Origin of the sequence: Streptomyces sp. NPDC052496 (assembly GCF_040679095.1) — a bacterium.
Taxonomy (GTDB): Bacteria; Actinomycetota; Actinomycetes; order Streptomycetales; family Streptomycetaceae; genus Streptomyces.
On the sequence record NZ_JBFAUH010000021.1, the window covers coordinates 23,374 to 38,485 of the forward strand.

Genomic DNA, 15,112 nt, shown 5'->3' on the forward strand with positions numbered 1-15,112 from the left:
ATAGGGGGATATAGGGAGAATCGGTGGCCCGGCGGCCGGGCCGTCGCACTGGACGTCAGACCGCTGCCTTCTTGAGCCGGCGCCGCTCGCGCTCGGACAGTCCGCCCCAGATGCCGAAGCGTTCGTCGTTGGCGAGGGCATATTCAAGGCATTCGGAGCGGACCTCGCACGCGAGGCAGACCTTCTTGGCCTCGCGGGTGGAGCCACCCTTCTCCGGGAAGAAGGATTCGGGGTCGGTCTGGGCGCACAGCGCGCGCTCCTGCCAGCCGAGCTCCTCGTCCGCCTCTTCGACCAGCAATTCCTGGAACAGCTCGGTCATGTGCGCCCCTCGTCTGTCTTTGCGTCCCCGTGATGCAGCCGTTACCGATGGCGGCTGAACGACACGAGTGAAATTACAAGTGTGCCGATCCGGGCCAGTCAAGCCGAGATCTGCTATTGGGCCCCTTATTCACTCTGCGGAACCAAGCCTATGCAGAAAGTGTTCAAATCGGCAAAAAACAGGACACTTCCTCAGCGGTATCACCCGTAACTTCCCTCTCACACCCAAGGACGCGACGGGCAGCACAGCCGTTGCACCGCACCCACCGAAGCGGGCCAGGTCACATTCAGATCACGAGACCGCAACGGCGCTCCGGAGTGCGCGGTTGTCGCCCGTGTGCTCAGCACCCCGCCTGCACAAACCTTTCGCCGCTCGCAGTAACCGGATGAGGTGAAACATTTCCCCCAAAACAGACACCCAGTTGACACGGGGCCGAGTACCCGGTCTCCTTACATGCATGCCAGCGATTCCTGCGCTCCGCCTGACCCGTGCCTACGGGTCGCGCTGTGCTGCCCAGGCCCGCTGTCGCTGTTCCAGCTGTTGACGCCACCGAGCTCCAGCTCCTTCTCCCCGTAGCACCCCGCCGTACGCGCAGCACCCACTGCACCCGCACGGCTCCCGTGCCACTCCGCGCACCGCGCCACGGCACACCCCGTCTGCGCCACCTGAGCACCCTGCCGAGGAACTCCCGCACATGAACAGCGACATCCAGATCGCCGGTGACCCGCTCGCGATCCCGCACCTGCTCCCGCCCGTCCCCGCGCACCCCTCCACCGTCGCCGGCTTCGCCGGACTCGCCCGTGAGATCGCCGCCGACCGGGCCCGCTGGGCGCCGCTCGTGCGCTACGACGCCACCACCCGCTGGTACCACCGGCTCCGGGTCGGGCCGGGGTACGAGGTCTGGCTGCTGAGCTGGCTGCCCGGCCAGGGCAGCGGGCGGCACGACCACGGCCCCTCCTCCGGCGTACTGACCGTGCTCGCGGGCGAGTTGAGCGAGCGTACGGCGGGCGGGCACCGGACCCTCGCGGCCGGCGCGCAGCGCGTCTTCGCACCCGGGTACGTCCACGAGGTCGTCAACGACGCGCTCGTACCCGCCGTCAGCCTGCACGTGTACTTCCCCGGCCTGACCGACATGCCGATGCACAGCGCCCGCTGCGCGGCGGACGCCGCCCACGAGGCGGTCGCCCCCTGACCGGCTCCCGCCCGACCGCCTCCCACCGGACGGCCGCCCCCTGACATGCTGGGACCATGCGCATTGTGGTTCTCGCCGGCGGCATCGGCGGCGCCCGCTTCCTGCGGGGTCTGAAAGCAGCGGCGCCGGACGCCGACATCACGGTCATCGGCAACACCGGTGACGACATCCATCTGTTCGGGCTGAAGGTCTGCCCGGACCTCGACACCGTGATGTACACGCTCGGCGGCGGCATCAACGAGGAGCAGGGCTGGGGCCGTACCGACGAAACCTTCCGGGTGAAGGAGGAGTTGGCGGCGTACGGGGTCGGACCCGAGTGGTTCGGGCTCGGCGACCGCGACTTCGCCACCCACATCGTCCGTACGCAGATGCTCACCGCCGGCTATCCGCTCAGCGCGGTCACCGAGGCGCTGTGCGCCCGGTGGAAGCCGGGTGTGCGGCTGCTGCCGATGTCCGACGACCGGGTCGAGACCCATGTCGCCGTGGACGTCGACGGAGAGCGCAAGGCCGTCCACTTCCAGGAGTACTGGGTACGGCTGCGCGCCTCGGTGGACGCGCACGCGGTGGTGCCGGTCGGCGCCGAGCAGGCCAAGCCCGCGCCGGGCGTGCTGGACGCCATCGCCCGGGCCGATGTGGTGCTCTTCCCGCCGTCCAACCCGGTGGTGAGCGTCGGCACGATCCTGGCGGTGCCGGGCATCCGCGAGGCGATCGCGGACGCCGGGGTGCCGGTGGTCGGGCTGTCGCCGATCGTCGGGGACGCGCCGGTGCGCGGCATGGCGGACAAGGTGCTCTCGGCGGTCGGCGTCGAGTCGACGGCCGGCGCGGTGGCCCGGCACTACGGCTCCGGACTGCTGGACGGCTGGCTCGTGGACACGGTGGACGCGGGCGCGGTCGCCGGGGTCGAGGAGGCGGGCATCCGCTGCAAGGCCGTACCGCTGATGATGACGGACCTGGACGCGACCGCCACGATGGCCCGCGAGGCGCTGGCGCTGGCCGAGGAGGTCCGCGCGTGAGCGTCCCCGGGGCCGCACCGGCCGCCGCGAGCACTCCCGGGCCGGCCCCCGCGTACCGGGTGTGGGCGCTGCCCGGCATCCCCGAGGTGCGGGACGGCGACGACCTCGCCAAGATCATCGCGGCGGCGGCGACCGCCGACGGGCTGCCCGGCCTCGCCGACGGCGACGTACTGCTGGTGACCTCGAAGATCGTCAGCAAGGCCGAGGGCCGGATCATGGAGGCCACCGACCGCGAGGCGGCCATCGACCAGGAGACGGTACGGGTCGTCGCGCGCCGCGGCACGCTGCGCATCGTGCAGAACCGGCAGGGCCTGGTCATGGCGGCGGCGGGCGTCGACGCGTCCAACACCCCGGCCGGCACCGTGCTGTTGCTGCCCGAGGACCCGGACGCCTCGGCGCGCGCCATCCGCGACGGGCTGCGCGAGGCGCTGGGCGTACGCGTCGGCGTCGTCGTCAGCGACACCTTCGGGCGGCCGTGGCGCAGCGGGCTGACCGATGTCGCGATCGGCGCGGCCGGGGTGCGGGTCCTGGACGACCTGCGCGGCGGCGTGGACGCGTACGGCAACCCGCTGAGCGCGACGATCGTCGCCACCGCCGACGAACTGGCCGCGGCGGGCGACCTGGTGAAGGGCAAGGCGGCCGGGCTGCCGGTGGCGGTGGTCCGCGGGCTGCCGCACGTGGTGCGCGGCGACGGCCCGGACGCGGACGGCGAGGCGGCCGACGCGGGCGCCCGGGACCTGGTGCGCACGGCCGAGAACGACATGTTCCGGCTGGGCACCTCGGAGGCCGTACGGGAAGCGGTGACCCTGCGGCGCACGGTCCGCGAGTTCACCGACGACCCGGTGGACCCGGGCGCGGTACGGCGCGCGGTCGCCGCCGCGGTCACCGCGCCCGCGCCGCACCACACCACGCCCTGGCGGTTCGTCCTGCTGGAGTCCGAGCGCTCCCGTACGGAGCTGCTGGACGCGATGCGGGACGCGTGGATCGCCGACCTGCGCCGGGACGGCTTCAGCGAGGAGTCGGTCGCCAAGCGGGTGCGCCGGGGCGACGTGCTGCGCAACGCGCCGTACCTGGTCGTGCCGTGCCTGGTCATGGACGGCTCGCACACCTACCCGGACGCGCGGCGCAACGCCGCCGAGCGGGAGATGTTCGTCGTCGCCAACGGCGCGGGCATCCAGAACTTCCTGGTCGCGCTGGCCGGGGAGCGGCTGGGGTCGGCGTGGGTCTCCTCGACGATGTTCTGCCGCGACGTCGTACGGGAGGTGCTGGACCTGCCGGCGGAGTGGGATCCGATGGGCGCGGTGGCCGTGGGCCGCCCCGCGGCACCGCCCCGGCCACGGCCGGCGCGCGCCGGGGACGACTTCGTGATGGTGCGCTGAGCACCTGGGGCGGGCGCCCCGCCGGGGGCATGGCACGGGCTCCTACAGCCGGGCGATGTCCCCGACGGGGAAGCGCGGCGCGCGGCGTGGCAGGGTGCGGCCCGACAGCAGGATGAAGCGGGTGGCGCGGTGCCGCTGGCCCTCGTAGGGGGCGAGCAGGTCGAGCATCTGCTCGTCCGTGCCGTCGCGCCGGCCGGTCAGCGCGTAGCCGACGATGCGCGGCAGGTGCAGGTCGCCGACGGTGATCGCGTCGGGCGCGCCGTTGGAGCGCTGGAGCGCCTCGGCGGCCGTCCACGGGCCGATGCCCTGGACCAGCTGGAGCCGGTGCAGGGCGGCCGGCAGGTCCATGGCCGCGGCCTCCTCCAGGCGGCGGGCGACGCGTACGGCGCGCAGGATCGTGGCCGAACGTTTGTGGTCGACGCCCGCGCGGTGCCACTCCCAGGACGGGATCAGTGCCCAGCCGCGCGGGTCGGGCATCACGCGCAGCCGGTCGAACGGGCCGGGCGCGGGCTCGCCGTGCCGCTGGAGCAGCAGGCGCCAGGCGCGGTACGCCTCGTCGGCGGTGACCTTCTGCTCCAGGATGGAGGGGATCAGCGACTCCAGGACCAGGCCGGTACGGGCGAGCCGGACGCCGGGGTGGCGGCGGTGCGCCTCGTGGACGAGGCGGTGCCGCGGGGTGAAGGCGGCGGGGTCGTCCCCTTCCCCCAGCAGGGCGGGCAGCCCGTCCAGCAGCCACTCGGCGCCGGGCCCCCAGGCCTCGGCCTCGACCTCACCGGCCCGGGCCCGTACGCACAGGGTGGCCGGTCCCAGCGGCGTGCGGCTGGCCCGCCAGACCGCGCCGTCCACCACCCGGAACGCCGGGTCGCCGGGGCCGCGGCCGAGCACACCGAGGGTGCGGTGCAGGTCGTACGGGCCGGGCGGTACCCAGGCGCGGCGGAGGGGGGCGGGCATCCGGCCAGGGTAAGCGATGACGGTGGTGCGCCGGTGTGGCGCGGGCGGCAGGCTGCTCGTGCGCGTGCGGGGGCCGGTGGCTACTGGTCCGACGAGAAGCGGACCGAGGCTTCCGGTATGCGGGCCCCGCACCACACCCGTATGCCCTCACGCAGCTCGTTGTCGGCGCCGACGTGCGCGCCGTCACCGATGACCGCGCCTTCCAGGACCGTACGCGCCCCGATGCGCGCCCCGGCGCCGATCAGCGAGTCGCGCACGCGGGCGCCCGGCTCGACGACGGCGCCCTCCAGGACGGCGGTGCCGTCGATGCGCGCGCCCGCGCCGATCCGGGCCCGGGGGCCGACGGCCGAACCGCCGGTGATCTTGGCGTCCGGTGCGACCTCGGCGGTGTCCATGACCAGGCGGTCGCCGCAGCGGCCCGGCACGGCCGGGGACGGAGCGCGGCCCAGCACCAGGTCGGCGGAGCCGCGCACGAAGGCCTGCGGGGTGCCGAGGTCCAGCCAGTAGGTGGAGTCGACCATGCCCTGGAGGTGGGCGCCGCTCTCCAGCAGGCCGGGGAAGGTCTCGCGTTCGACGGAGACCGGACGGCCGGCGGGGATGGTGTCGATGACGGAGCGGTCGAAGACGTAGGCGCCCGCGTTGATCTGGTCGGTGACGATCTCCTCGGGCGTCTGCGGCTTCTCCAGGAAGGCGGTGACCCGGCCGTCGGCGTCGGTGGGCACCAGGCCGAACGCGCGCGGGTCGGCGACCTTGGTCAGGTGCAGCGAGACGTCGGCGCCGCTGGTGCGGTGGGTGTCCACCAGGGCCCGGATGTCCAGGCCGGTGAGGATGTCACCGTTGAAGATCAGGACCGGGTCGCCGGGGGCCGAGTGCAGGCGGGAGGCGACGTTGCGGATGGCGCCGCCGGTGCCCAGCGGCTCCTCCTCGGTGACGTACTCCAGGTGCAGGCCGAGCGCGGACCCGTCGCCGAAGTACGGCTCGAAGACCTCGGCGAGGTAGGACGTGGCCAGCACGATGTGCTCCACACCCGCGGCGCGGGCCCGCGCCAGCTGGTGGGTGAGGAAGGGGGCGCCCGCGGCCGGAACCATCGGTTTGGGCGTGTGCACCGTCAGCGGGCGCAGCCGGGTGCCCTTGCCGCCGACCAGGAGGATCGCTTCAGTCACCTTGTCTTCTCTGCTTCCTGCTGGGGTCGGCCGGTCGGCGGACCAGTGTAGGCAGATACTTTCGAACGGACTTTCAGCGGCCCTGGAGGCGAGCCGCGGAACTGCGCGCGGTGCCGAGCTGTGCGTACAGGCGGTCGCCGGGGCACTCGGTGTTGAAGCCGTCCCGGTGGCCCGAGATGGTGCGCAGCCTGGCCCGGGTGCCCTTCTTGAAGCGGTTCCCCCCGGCGGACACCAGGGTCGTGGTGGCGCGCGGGTCGACTCCGTACAGGCCGAGCTTCCATGCTGTCAGCTTCGCCACCGCGGACACGGCCGCGCCGGACGGATTTGCATTCTCGAACGTCCCGAGGACAGCAATGCCCATGCTGTTCTGGTTGAAACCGCGGGTGTGCGCGCCCATGACCGGTTTGGCCACGCCGCCCGCCCGGCCTTCGTAGACGGTGCCGCACTTGTCGATGAGGAAGTTGTAGCCCATGTCGCGCCAGCCGCTGCTCTTGACGTGGAAGCGGTAGATGCCGCGCAGTACCGCGGGGGCCTGCCGGCAGCTGTAGTTGTTGCCGGTGGCGCTGTGGTGGACGAAGGCCGCCCGGACGGTTCTGGTGTACGCGAACGTCCGCTCGCGCAGCTTCTCGTCGGCGCCCCAGCCGGCCCGGGTGACGATGGCCGGGCGCGGGCCGATGTGGGAACGGGGGGTGGTGGGGCGGGAGGTGGCGGTGGGGCGCGGGGTGGGCTCGTCGTCGTACTCGTCGCCGGGGGCGGCGGGCCGGCCCAGGGCCGGGATGCGGAAGATGCCGAGCAGGGCGTCGAGGGTGGAGCCGACGGTGCCGCCGTTGCGGGGCGGGTTCGGGCGGCCCTGGTCGGAGGGCCGCCCGGTGCGCGCCGCCCGTACCTGGGGCGAGTCCTTGCCGGGGTCGACGAGTTCCAGGTGCATCCCGGCGGGCAGCGTCCGGCGGGCGGCCGCCTGGCCGCCGCCGTCGTGCTCCGGGACGACGCGCAGGTCCACGGCGTCGGAGGCGCCGACCCACAGGGGCGCGGTGCTGCCGCGTACGGAGCCGGTCCGGCGCCCGGCGGAGCGCGGGTCGGGCGCGTCGTCGTCGTGCGCCTGGATGTCCTGCCAGCCGGACCAGCCGGAGCCGCCGACGGGCCGGGTACGGACCTGGACGCGGCCGTGCAGTTCTGCAGCGGGGTCGTCCCAGACGACGCCGACCATCGAGAACGGGGAGACGCCCCGGGCGGCCCGGCCCTGGGCGCCGGGTGCCGCGCTCCGGTCCGAGGTGCGCAGGGGGTGCAGGGGCAGGGAGCGGGTGCTGCCGGGGATGCCGGCGGGTACGGCCGGTGCGGCTCCGGCCCGTGCGGCGGGAGCGGGCCGTCCGGCGGACGGCGCGTGGGACGTTCCGGTGGCGGAGGTGCCGGCCGGGCGGGCGGTGGTCGCTCCGGCGGGCAGGGCGAGCGGGAGGGCGAGGGTGGCGGCGCACGTCACGGCGATCGAGGTAGCAAGAATGGCACGCATGGAGAAAGCGTGAACGAATGGGACATAACATGCCATTCATGAAACTGACGGCGCGTCGGCCCGGCCGCCCCGTACCCGCCCGCCGTCCGGCTGACCGGCGCCCGCTGCCGCGCGTACCCTGACGCCGATGAACACCACCGATCGCACCCCCGCCGACCTGCTGCGTTCCGCGCTCGCCGCGGACCCGGCCCGCCCGCTGGTGACCTTCTACGACGACGCCACCGGCGAGCGCGTGGAACTGTCCGTCGCCACCTTCGCCAATTGGGTGGCGAAGACCGCGAACTACCTCCAGGGCGACCTCGCCGCCGAGCCCGGCGACCGCCTGGCGCTGCTGCTGCCCGCCCACTGGCAGACCGCGGTCTGGCTGCTGGCCTGCTCCTCGGTCGGTGTCGTCGCGGACGTCGGCGGCGACCCGGCGGCCGCCGACCTCGTCGTGAGCGGCCCGGACACCCTGGAGGAAGCCCGCGCCTGCACGGGCGAGCGGGTGGCGCTGGCGCTGCGCCCGCTGGGCGGCCGCTTCCCGCACCCGCCGGAGGGCTTCGCGGACTACGCGGTCGAGGTGCCGAGCCAGGGCGACCGGTTCGCGCCGTACGCGCCGGTCGCGCCGCAGGACCCGGCGCTCGCCGTGGACGGCCGGGAGCTGACCGGTGCCGAGGTGGTGACGGCGGCGCTGGCCGACGCCGCGGAGCGCGGGCTGGCCGACGGCTCCCGGCTGCTGTCCGGACTGCCGTACGACGGCTGGGCGGGCCTGTCCGCCGGGCTGCTCGCCCCGCTGGCCGCGGGCGGCTCGGTCGTCCTGTGCCGCAACCTGGACCGGCTGGACGCGGACGGCCTGGCCAAGCGCGAGGAGAGCGAGCGGGTCACGCACCGGGCGGTGTGAGGCCGGGGGACGGGTACGGGGGACGGGGTGCCGCCCCGTCCCCCGTACCCGTCCCCCATCCCTGCCTCTGTTCCCGTCCCTGTCCCCCGCCTCTGTCCCCCGTCCGGCGGACGCCCGGCCCGCCGTGAGGGGCCGGTACGTCCCGGGCGGGTCATGATCTTGGGGTACGGACGCCCCCGCGGACCGCACGTCCGCCCGCCGGACGGCGGCTCCCGCGCGGGCGGGACGCCGACTCCGGAGGGATGGGGACGCACACGTGAGCGACAGCCCGGAGCACCCGTCCGGCCGGCCGGAACCGCGCGGCCCGCAGGCCCCCGCCGGTGAGAAGGGCGCGCGCACGCCCCCGCTCGCGGCCCCGCCGCTGAACCTCTCGGCGGAGAGCGGCGCGACGGCCACCGGGCCACGGCCCGGGCGGCGGTGGGTGCGCTGGACCGCCCTCGGGCTCTCAGGGCTGATGCTGGCCGCGGCCGGAGCCGGCTGGCTGCTCTACAACAAGCTGGACGGCAACATCCGTACCGACCACGACACCCGCAACGAGCTGGAGAAGTACGAGGCCGAGCGGCCCAGGTCGCAGCCCGGCGGCGCGGAGAACGTGCTGCTGATCGGCTCCGACCGGCGCTCCGGCGAGAACCACGGCAAGTACGGGCCGGACAGCGGCACCCAGCGTTCGGACACCACGATCCTGCTGCACGCGGCGGCCGACCGCAGGAGCGCGACGGCGGTCAGCATCCCGCGCGATCTGATGGCGCACATTCCCGGTTGCAAGCGTTCCGACGGAAAGCAATCGGCGCCGCAATTCACCCAGTTCAACTGGGCGTTCGAGTTCGCCGGCGCGGCGTGCACGATCCGGACGGTCGAGAAGATGACCGGCATTCGCATCGACCACCACATGATCGTGGATTTCGCCGGATTCAAGAAAATGGTGGACGCGGTGGACGGTGTGGACGTGTGCCTGGAACGGCCCGTCAAGGACGACGAGGCACATCTGCGGCTGCCGGCCGGGTGGCAGACGCTGCGCGGGGAGGACGCGCTCGGCTACGTCCGGGCGCGCAAGAGCCTGGGCGACGGCAGCGACACCCAGCGCATGGAGCGCCAGCAGCAGTTCCTGGCGGCGCTGGTGAACAAGGTCCAGAGCAACGGCGTACTGCTGCACCCCGGCCGGCTCTATCCGCTGCTGGACGCCGCGACGAGCTCCCTGACCACCGACGAGGACCTGGCGTCGCTGCGGGGCCTGTACGAATGGGTTCGCGGTATGCGCAGCATTCCGACCGACAAGGTGCAGTTCCTGACCGTTCCGCGTCAGGAGTACCGCTACGACACCGACCGCGACGAACTCGTCCAGCCGGACGCCGAGCAGCTCTTCCGCCAGCTGGGCAGGGACCGCCCGGTGACCGTACGGCCCCTTTCCGCGTCCCCTTCCCCGGCCCCCGGGGCGTCCGCCGGGCCGGAGCGGGCGCGGGGCGCGGCGGCCGGACCGCACAAGGGCGCGGCGGCCGGTTCCGCCGTTCCGTCCGCGACCCCCACCTTCCGGGGAACCACCGCGGAACGCGGGATCTGCCGCTGAGAACTCCGCAAAGGTACGCTCAACCGCTCGATATCTTTCGAAAAGATGGGGTGAATTGCCCAGTTGTAGGGGAGTGGAATGTGTCACGGGCGTCGCTCGACGCTGAACTGGGCGGATAGTGTGAGCGATCCGGTCCGCACGACCAGGCTGACCGCGCATTGCACAACCGACCGACCGAGCGCCTTGAGGGGGAGGCGCCGCGTGGCACCGACGGAGGACACAAGGCACCGTGGACGCGCAAGGCCGTGGGCGAGGGGACGACATCGATCCCGCAGACCAGTGGGTGTTCGACCCGAACACCGGCACCTACGAGTTGCGGCTGGACCCTGGCGACGCCCCGGCGGCGCAGCCCGCCGACCGCAGGGCTCCGGGGCCCCGACGCGGCAGTGGCTCGCCACGGCCGGAGGGCGGCCGGGGTGCTCCCGCGCCCGGCGGCCCCACGGGACAAAACGGTTCTGGAAGCGGCAGCGGCCGGCCCGGCAAGGACAGCGGCGACACCCGTGAACTGCCGGCCCAGCGCGACCGGCGCGCGGGCAGCCGTTCCGCGCCGCCCGGCGGCAGCGCCCCCAGCCGCCGCAAGCCCAAACCGAAGAAGTCCACGAAGAAGAAGGCGCTCTACTGGACGTCCGGCGCGCTCGGCTTCGTCCTCGTGGCGGGCTGCGGCGGCGCGTTCTTCCTGTACCAGCAGCTGAACGGGAACATCTCCAAGGTCGACGTCGGCAAGGAGAACCCGGCGGTCAAGGACGGCCCGGTCAACATCCTGATCATCGGGACGGACGCCCGCTCCGGCAAGGGCAACCAGGGCTACGGCGACGCGGGCAGCGTGGGCCACGCCGACACCACGCTGCTGATGCACATCTCCGAGGACCGCTCCAACGCGACGGCCCTGAGCATCCCCCGCGACATGATCACCGACATCCCGGACTGCCCGACGAAGAAGGACGGCAGGACCCGGACGATCCCGGGTGAGCGCAACGTCCGCTTCAACACGAGCCTCGGCCAGGAGGACCGCGACCCCGGCTGCACCTGGCGCACCGTCGAGAAGATGACCGGCCTGTCCATAGATCACTTCATGATGGCCGACTTCAACGCGGTCAAGGAGCTGTCGGAGGCGGTCGACGGGGTCGAGGTGTGTGCCGCCAAGCCGATCAACGACCCGAAGTCCCACCTGAAGCTCCCGGCGGGCAAGAGCATCGTCAAGGGTGAGCAGGCGCTGGCCTTCGTCCGTACCCGGCACTCCGTCGGCACCGGCAGCGACCTGAGCCGCATCCAGCTCCAGCAGCAGTTCCTCGGCTCGATGATCCGCAAGATGAAGTCCGGCGACACCCTCACCAGCGTTCCCAAGCTCTACGACCTGGCCCAGGCCGCCACCAAGGCGCTGACCGTGGACACCGGGATCGGCAGCGCGGGCAAGCTGGTGGACCTGGCCAAGGACCTCAGCCGGGTCGACATCAAGAACATCACTTTCGCCACAGTGCCCGTCCTGGACAACCCGAAGGACCCCGCAACCGTCGTACTGGACGAGGCGAAGGCCGGACCGCTGTTCCAGATGATCCGTGCCGACCACTCGCTGTCCAGGGCGAAGGAGAAGAAGGGCAAGGGCACGTCGGACGACAAGAAGGTTCCCAAGGCGCCGGCCGACAAGGTCCGGGTCGATGTCAGCAACGGCGGCGGACCGATCGGTGCCGCCCAGGAGACGGTGGACTGGCTGCAGAACAGCAAGGCCGCGAAGCTGTCGACGAACGCCGGCAACGCCCCGACCAAGCTGGCCGCGACCCGGCTGGAGTACGCACCGAACCAGGCCGACCAGGCAGCCACCCTGGCCGAATGGATGGGGCTGCCCAAGAGCGCGCTGAAGAAGACCACCGCGGACGCGGGGCCCAAGGTCCCGATGAAACTGATCCTGGGCAAGGACTTCGAGGGACCGGGCAAGTCGATCGAGGCGCCGACGAAAACGCCGGACGGCGTGCAGAACGTGAACGCCGACGACAAGAACATTTGCGCCAAGTAGCCGGACACCGGCCGGGCTCCCCGGCCGGACCGCGGCTCCACGGGGCAGCCGGACCGACCAAGCGAGCCCCGGCCGCCGTGACCGGCGCCGACTGACGGGGGAGAAACCCAATGCGGCACAGCAGTGCGCGCGGCGACGGGCCACAGCGGCGCCGGCCCGACGCGAAGGATCTGGGCTGGGACGACAGCCTGTACGGAAACGGACGGAACGGACGGGACGGGGCGCCGAAGTCCGGTGCTCCGCGACCGGCGGACCAGGGGGGCACGCCTCCCCCGGACGCTCCGGACGCCCCGGTCGCTCCTGGCATCACCGGCACGCCGTCGGCGGGCGGCGGCGCGGCCGTTCCTCCGGCGATCACCGGAGGGGTGTCGGGGCCGCCCGTGATCACCGGCGGCGTCGCGGGCCCGCCCTCCCCCGGTACGCCCGCCGCCGGTACCGCCACCGCCCTCAAGGAAGCGGCGGAACCCGGCTCCTCCCCCGCCGACGGCTCCGAGCCCGAGGCCAAGGGAACCCGCCGTGCCGGCACACCGCGCAGCAAGACCCGGCGCGTACTGCGCTGGAGCGCGATCACCCTGGCCGTGCTGATAGCCGGCACGGCCGGGGCCGGTTACTGGTACTACGAGCACCTCAACAGCAACCTGCGCAAGGACGCCCTGGACCTGGGCTCCGGCGGCCTGGCGAAGCCCGAGCCGAACGCCTTCGGACAGACGCCGCTGAACATCCTGCTGCTCGGCTCGGACGGCCGGAACAGCGAGAAGAACATCGAGCTGGGCGGCGCCCGCCAGGACGCGGACCGCAAGCCGCTGGCCGACGTACAGATGCTGCTGCACGTCTCCGCCGACCGCAGCAACATGTCGGTCATCTCGATCCCGCGCGACACCCGCGTGCCGATCCCCGAGTGCAAGGACCCGGACGACGGCAAGGTCTACCCGCAGACCACCGCGGCCATCAACACCTCGCTCCAGCACGGCGGCCCCGGCTGCACCGTCGCCACCTGGAAGGAGCTGACCGGCATCTACATCGACCACTTCATGATGGTCGACTTCGCCGGCGTGGTGGACATGGCGGACGCGATCGGCGGTGTCCCCGTGTGTGTGGACAAGAACGTCTACTCGCACGACAAGAAGGGCCACGGCAGCGGCCTGAAGCTCACCGCGGGCACCCATTCGGTCAAGGGCGTCCAGGCGCTCCAGTGGCTGCGCACCCGCTACGGCTTCGAGGACAACACCGACATCGGCCGGGCCAAGGCCCAGCACATGTACATGAACTCGATGGTCCGCGAGCTGAAGGCGGGCACCAAGCTCACCGACCCGATCAAGCTGCGCGACCTGGCCGAGGCCGCCACCAAGGCGCTGACGGTGGATGAGGGCCTGGGCAGCGTCAAGAAGCTGTACGACCTGGGCGGCGACCTCCAGCGGGTGCCGACCGAGCGGATCACGATGGTCACCATGCCGTGGCAGTACGCGGCGGGCGGCGAGTACGTCGTCCCCAAGCCGGGCGACGCCGAGCAGACCTTCTCCCTCGTGCGCAACGACACCGCGCTGGACGGCAAGGACAAGAAGAAGAAGCCCGCGCCCGACCCGCAGCCGACCACCCCCAAGGACAAGCTGGACATCATTGTCCAGAACGGCACCAACAGCACGGTCCAGGGGCCGGTCTCCGGGCGGGCGAGCGTGATCTACAACCACCTGGTGTCCCTCGGTTACACGGGCGCCTCGAAGGACTCCCGCCTGACCACCCAGGCCGACACCACGATCATCTACCCCGCCAAGGAGGGCCGCGGTGACGCGCTCGCCCTCGCGAAGGCCCTCGGCCTGTCCAAGGACGCGGTCAAGGAGTCGAGTGCGGCCACGCAGCTGCGCCTGGTGATCGGCAACGACTGGCGCAAGGGGACGGCGTTCCCGAAGCCGCCGGCCGGCAAGAAGGAGGCCGAAAAGGCGCCGGACAGCGCCGACGCCCTTAACGGCGAGGACAAGAAGGCCTGCATGAAGGTGAACCCGGCCTACACCTTCTGACCCGCCCTCCCCTGGGTGCGGCCGGGCGGCACCGCCGGGCCCGGGGCCAGGGTGCAGTGCGTGCCGGGCGGGCCCGGTGGCGCGACGGCGTACGCGGTGGTCCGCACCTCGTCGTCGACGCGCCGGTGCAGGGCCGCGGTGAACGGCGAGGCGGGCGCGAGGGTGTCCAGCAGGGTGTGGGCGCGCTCGTGGACGTCCGCGAGGAGGCGCTGGTACGGGGCGAGGACGTCCGGGTCGAACATCATGGCGGCCAGCCGGCGGCGGTCGGCGGCCGAGTCGGCGGCCCGGCCGAGGAGTTCCACGGCCTCGTCCCTGGCCGCGCCGGTGGCCGCGTGCAGCAGCTGGACCAGCAGGTAGGTGGCGGTGCGGTTGCCGAGGTCCTCGCTGTGCCCGGAGCGCAGGTCGTCCTCGTCGTTGCGGAACTGCGCGAGCAGCCCGACGGCCTGCCCGAACTCGCCCCAGGCGGCGGCCTGCGGGTCGTCGGCGGCGGGCGTGCCGAGCGCGAGGCGGGCCGCCATCGTGGCGGCCATGCCGTAGACCGATCCGCTCTTGTGCCGGTAGACCGTCAGGACCTCCTCGGGACCGGTCCCGGTCGGTGTGCCGAGGAGGTCACCGACCTGGCCGTCGCAGGCGGCGGTCCAGCCGTCGAGGAAGTCGGCGACCAACCGCTCGCGCAGCGGCCCGGACACCGGCAGCGCGGCCAGGGCGCGCAGCGGCAGGGCGTAGCCGCACTCCAGGGCGGCCGTCATGACGGCCGCCGGGGCGCCGCCGTACAGCTGGGGGCCCACGTCGCCGTCCGAGACGTCGTCGAAGGTGTTGGCGGCCCGCCACCACAGGGTGTGCACCCCGGCCACCGGGACGGCCGGTTCGAGGGTGCCCTCGACGGCGCCGTGCACCAGCAGCGGCAGCGCGCATTCGAGGGGCGTCCGCCGGCCGTGGGCGACGAGCCGTTCGAGCGCGGGCCGCAGATACGCGTACCGGGGCCGGTAGGCGTCGAGGAGCCCGGCCAGGTACTGCCGTACCTGCGGGAAGACCTCGGCGAGCCGGGCTTCGGGGCTCGGCCGCACGGCGGCGGACCGGGGGTGAGGGGACAAGCGTGGCTCCGTACGGTCAGGGGG

At 73.0% G+C, this 15,112-nt stretch carries 12 protein-coding genes; 7 read left to right on the top strand and 5 right to left on the bottom strand.

Annotation, left to right across the window (positions count from 1 at the left end):
• Positions 1-55: 55 nt before the first annotated feature.
• Entirely contained in the window at positions 56-319 is a 264-nt protein-coding gene (locus AB0L45_RS26075) for a WhiB family transcriptional regulator (RefSeq protein ID WP_003983763.1), read from the bottom strand.
• Positions 320-1,013: 694 nt separating this feature from the next.
• On the opposite strand from AB0L45_RS26075, the gene AB0L45_RS26080 reads away from it, so the two are divergent.
• From AB0L45_RS26080 to AB0L45_RS26090, 3 genes are read left to right on the top strand one after another with little or no spacing between them, the layout of a single operon-like run.
• The gene (locus AB0L45_RS26080; RefSeq protein ID WP_365843931.1) at positions 1,014-1,511 is read left to right on the top strand and encodes a cysteine dioxygenase family protein; all 498 of its coding nucleotides are present in this window, start codon (positions 1,014-1,016) and stop codon (positions 1,509-1,511) included.
• Positions 1,512-1,567: 56 nt separating this feature from the next.
• The gene (cofD, locus tag AB0L45_RS26085) at positions 1,568-2,524 is read left to right on the top strand and encodes a 2-phospho-L-lactate transferase (RefSeq protein ID WP_365843933.1); all 957 of its coding nucleotides are present in this window, start codon (positions 1,568-1,570) and stop codon (positions 2,522-2,524) included.
• Complete coding sequence (locus AB0L45_RS26090; protein ID WP_365843935.1) at positions 2,521-3,903, top strand: coenzyme F420-0:L-glutamate ligase; 1,383 nt, start codon at positions 2,521-2,523, stop codon at positions 3,901-3,903. The genes cofD and AB0L45_RS26090 overlap by 4 nt, the downstream gene beginning before the upstream one ends.
• A 42-nt stretch (positions 3,904-3,945) precedes the next feature.
• Here the strand turns inward: AB0L45_RS26090 and AB0L45_RS26095 are convergent, their stop codons facing one another.
• The 3 genes from AB0L45_RS26095 to AB0L45_RS26105 form a co-directional block, all read right to left on the bottom strand.
• Positions 3,946-4,854, bottom strand: a complete 909-nt coding sequence (locus tag AB0L45_RS26095; protein WP_365843937.1) for a DNA-3-methyladenine glycosylase 2 family protein — start codon at positions 4,852-4,854, stop codon at positions 3,946-3,948.
• Positions 4,855-4,934: 80 nt separating this feature from the next.
• Positions 4,935-6,017, bottom strand: a complete 1,083-nt coding sequence (locus tag AB0L45_RS26100; protein WP_365843939.1) for an NDP-sugar synthase — start codon at positions 6,015-6,017, stop codon at positions 4,935-4,937.
• A gap of 73 nt (positions 6,018-6,090) precedes the next feature.
• Complete coding sequence (locus AB0L45_RS26105) at positions 6,091-7,524, bottom strand: N-acetylmuramoyl-L-alanine amidase (protein ID WP_365843941.1); 1,434 nt, start codon at positions 7,522-7,524, stop codon at positions 6,091-6,093.
• Positions 7,525-7,651: 127 nt separating this feature from the next.
• On the opposite strand from AB0L45_RS26105, the gene AB0L45_RS26110 reads away from it, so the two are divergent.
• From AB0L45_RS26110 to AB0L45_RS26125, 4 genes are all read left to right on the top strand, one after another.
• Positions 7,652-8,404 carry a TIGR03089 family protein gene (locus AB0L45_RS26110; RefSeq protein ID WP_365843943.1) on the top strand — a complete coding sequence of 251 codons (753 nt, stop codon included), beginning with the start codon at positions 7,652-7,654 and terminating at the stop codon, positions 8,402-8,404.
• 256 nt (positions 8,405-8,660) lie between these two features.
• On the top strand, positions 8,661-9,968 hold the full coding sequence (locus tag AB0L45_RS26115; RefSeq protein WP_365843945.1) for an LCP family protein: 1,308 nt from the start codon (positions 8,661-8,663) through the stop codon (positions 9,966-9,968).
• 229 nt (positions 9,969-10,197) lie between these two features.
• A complete protein-coding gene (locus AB0L45_RS26120; protein WP_365843947.1) occupies positions 10,198-11,979 on the top strand; it encodes an LCP family protein in 1,782 nt (593 codons plus the stop codon).
• Positions 11,980-12,089: 110 nt separating this feature from the next.
• Positions 12,090-13,994 (top strand): LCP family protein, encoded by a 1,905-nt coding sequence (locus tag AB0L45_RS26125; protein ID WP_365843949.1) that lies wholly within the window; start codon positions 12,090-12,092, stop codon positions 13,992-13,994.
• On the opposite strand, the gene AB0L45_RS26130 is transcribed toward AB0L45_RS26125, so the two are convergent.
• Positions 13,982-15,088 (bottom strand): class 1 isoprenoid biosynthesis enzyme, encoded by a 1,107-nt coding sequence (locus AB0L45_RS26130; RefSeq protein ID WP_365843951.1) that lies wholly within the window; start codon positions 15,086-15,088, stop codon positions 13,982-13,984. The two genes, AB0L45_RS26125 and AB0L45_RS26130, sit on opposite strands and share 13 nt — an antisense overlap.
• Between the last annotated feature and the right edge of the window lie 24 nt (positions 15,089-15,112).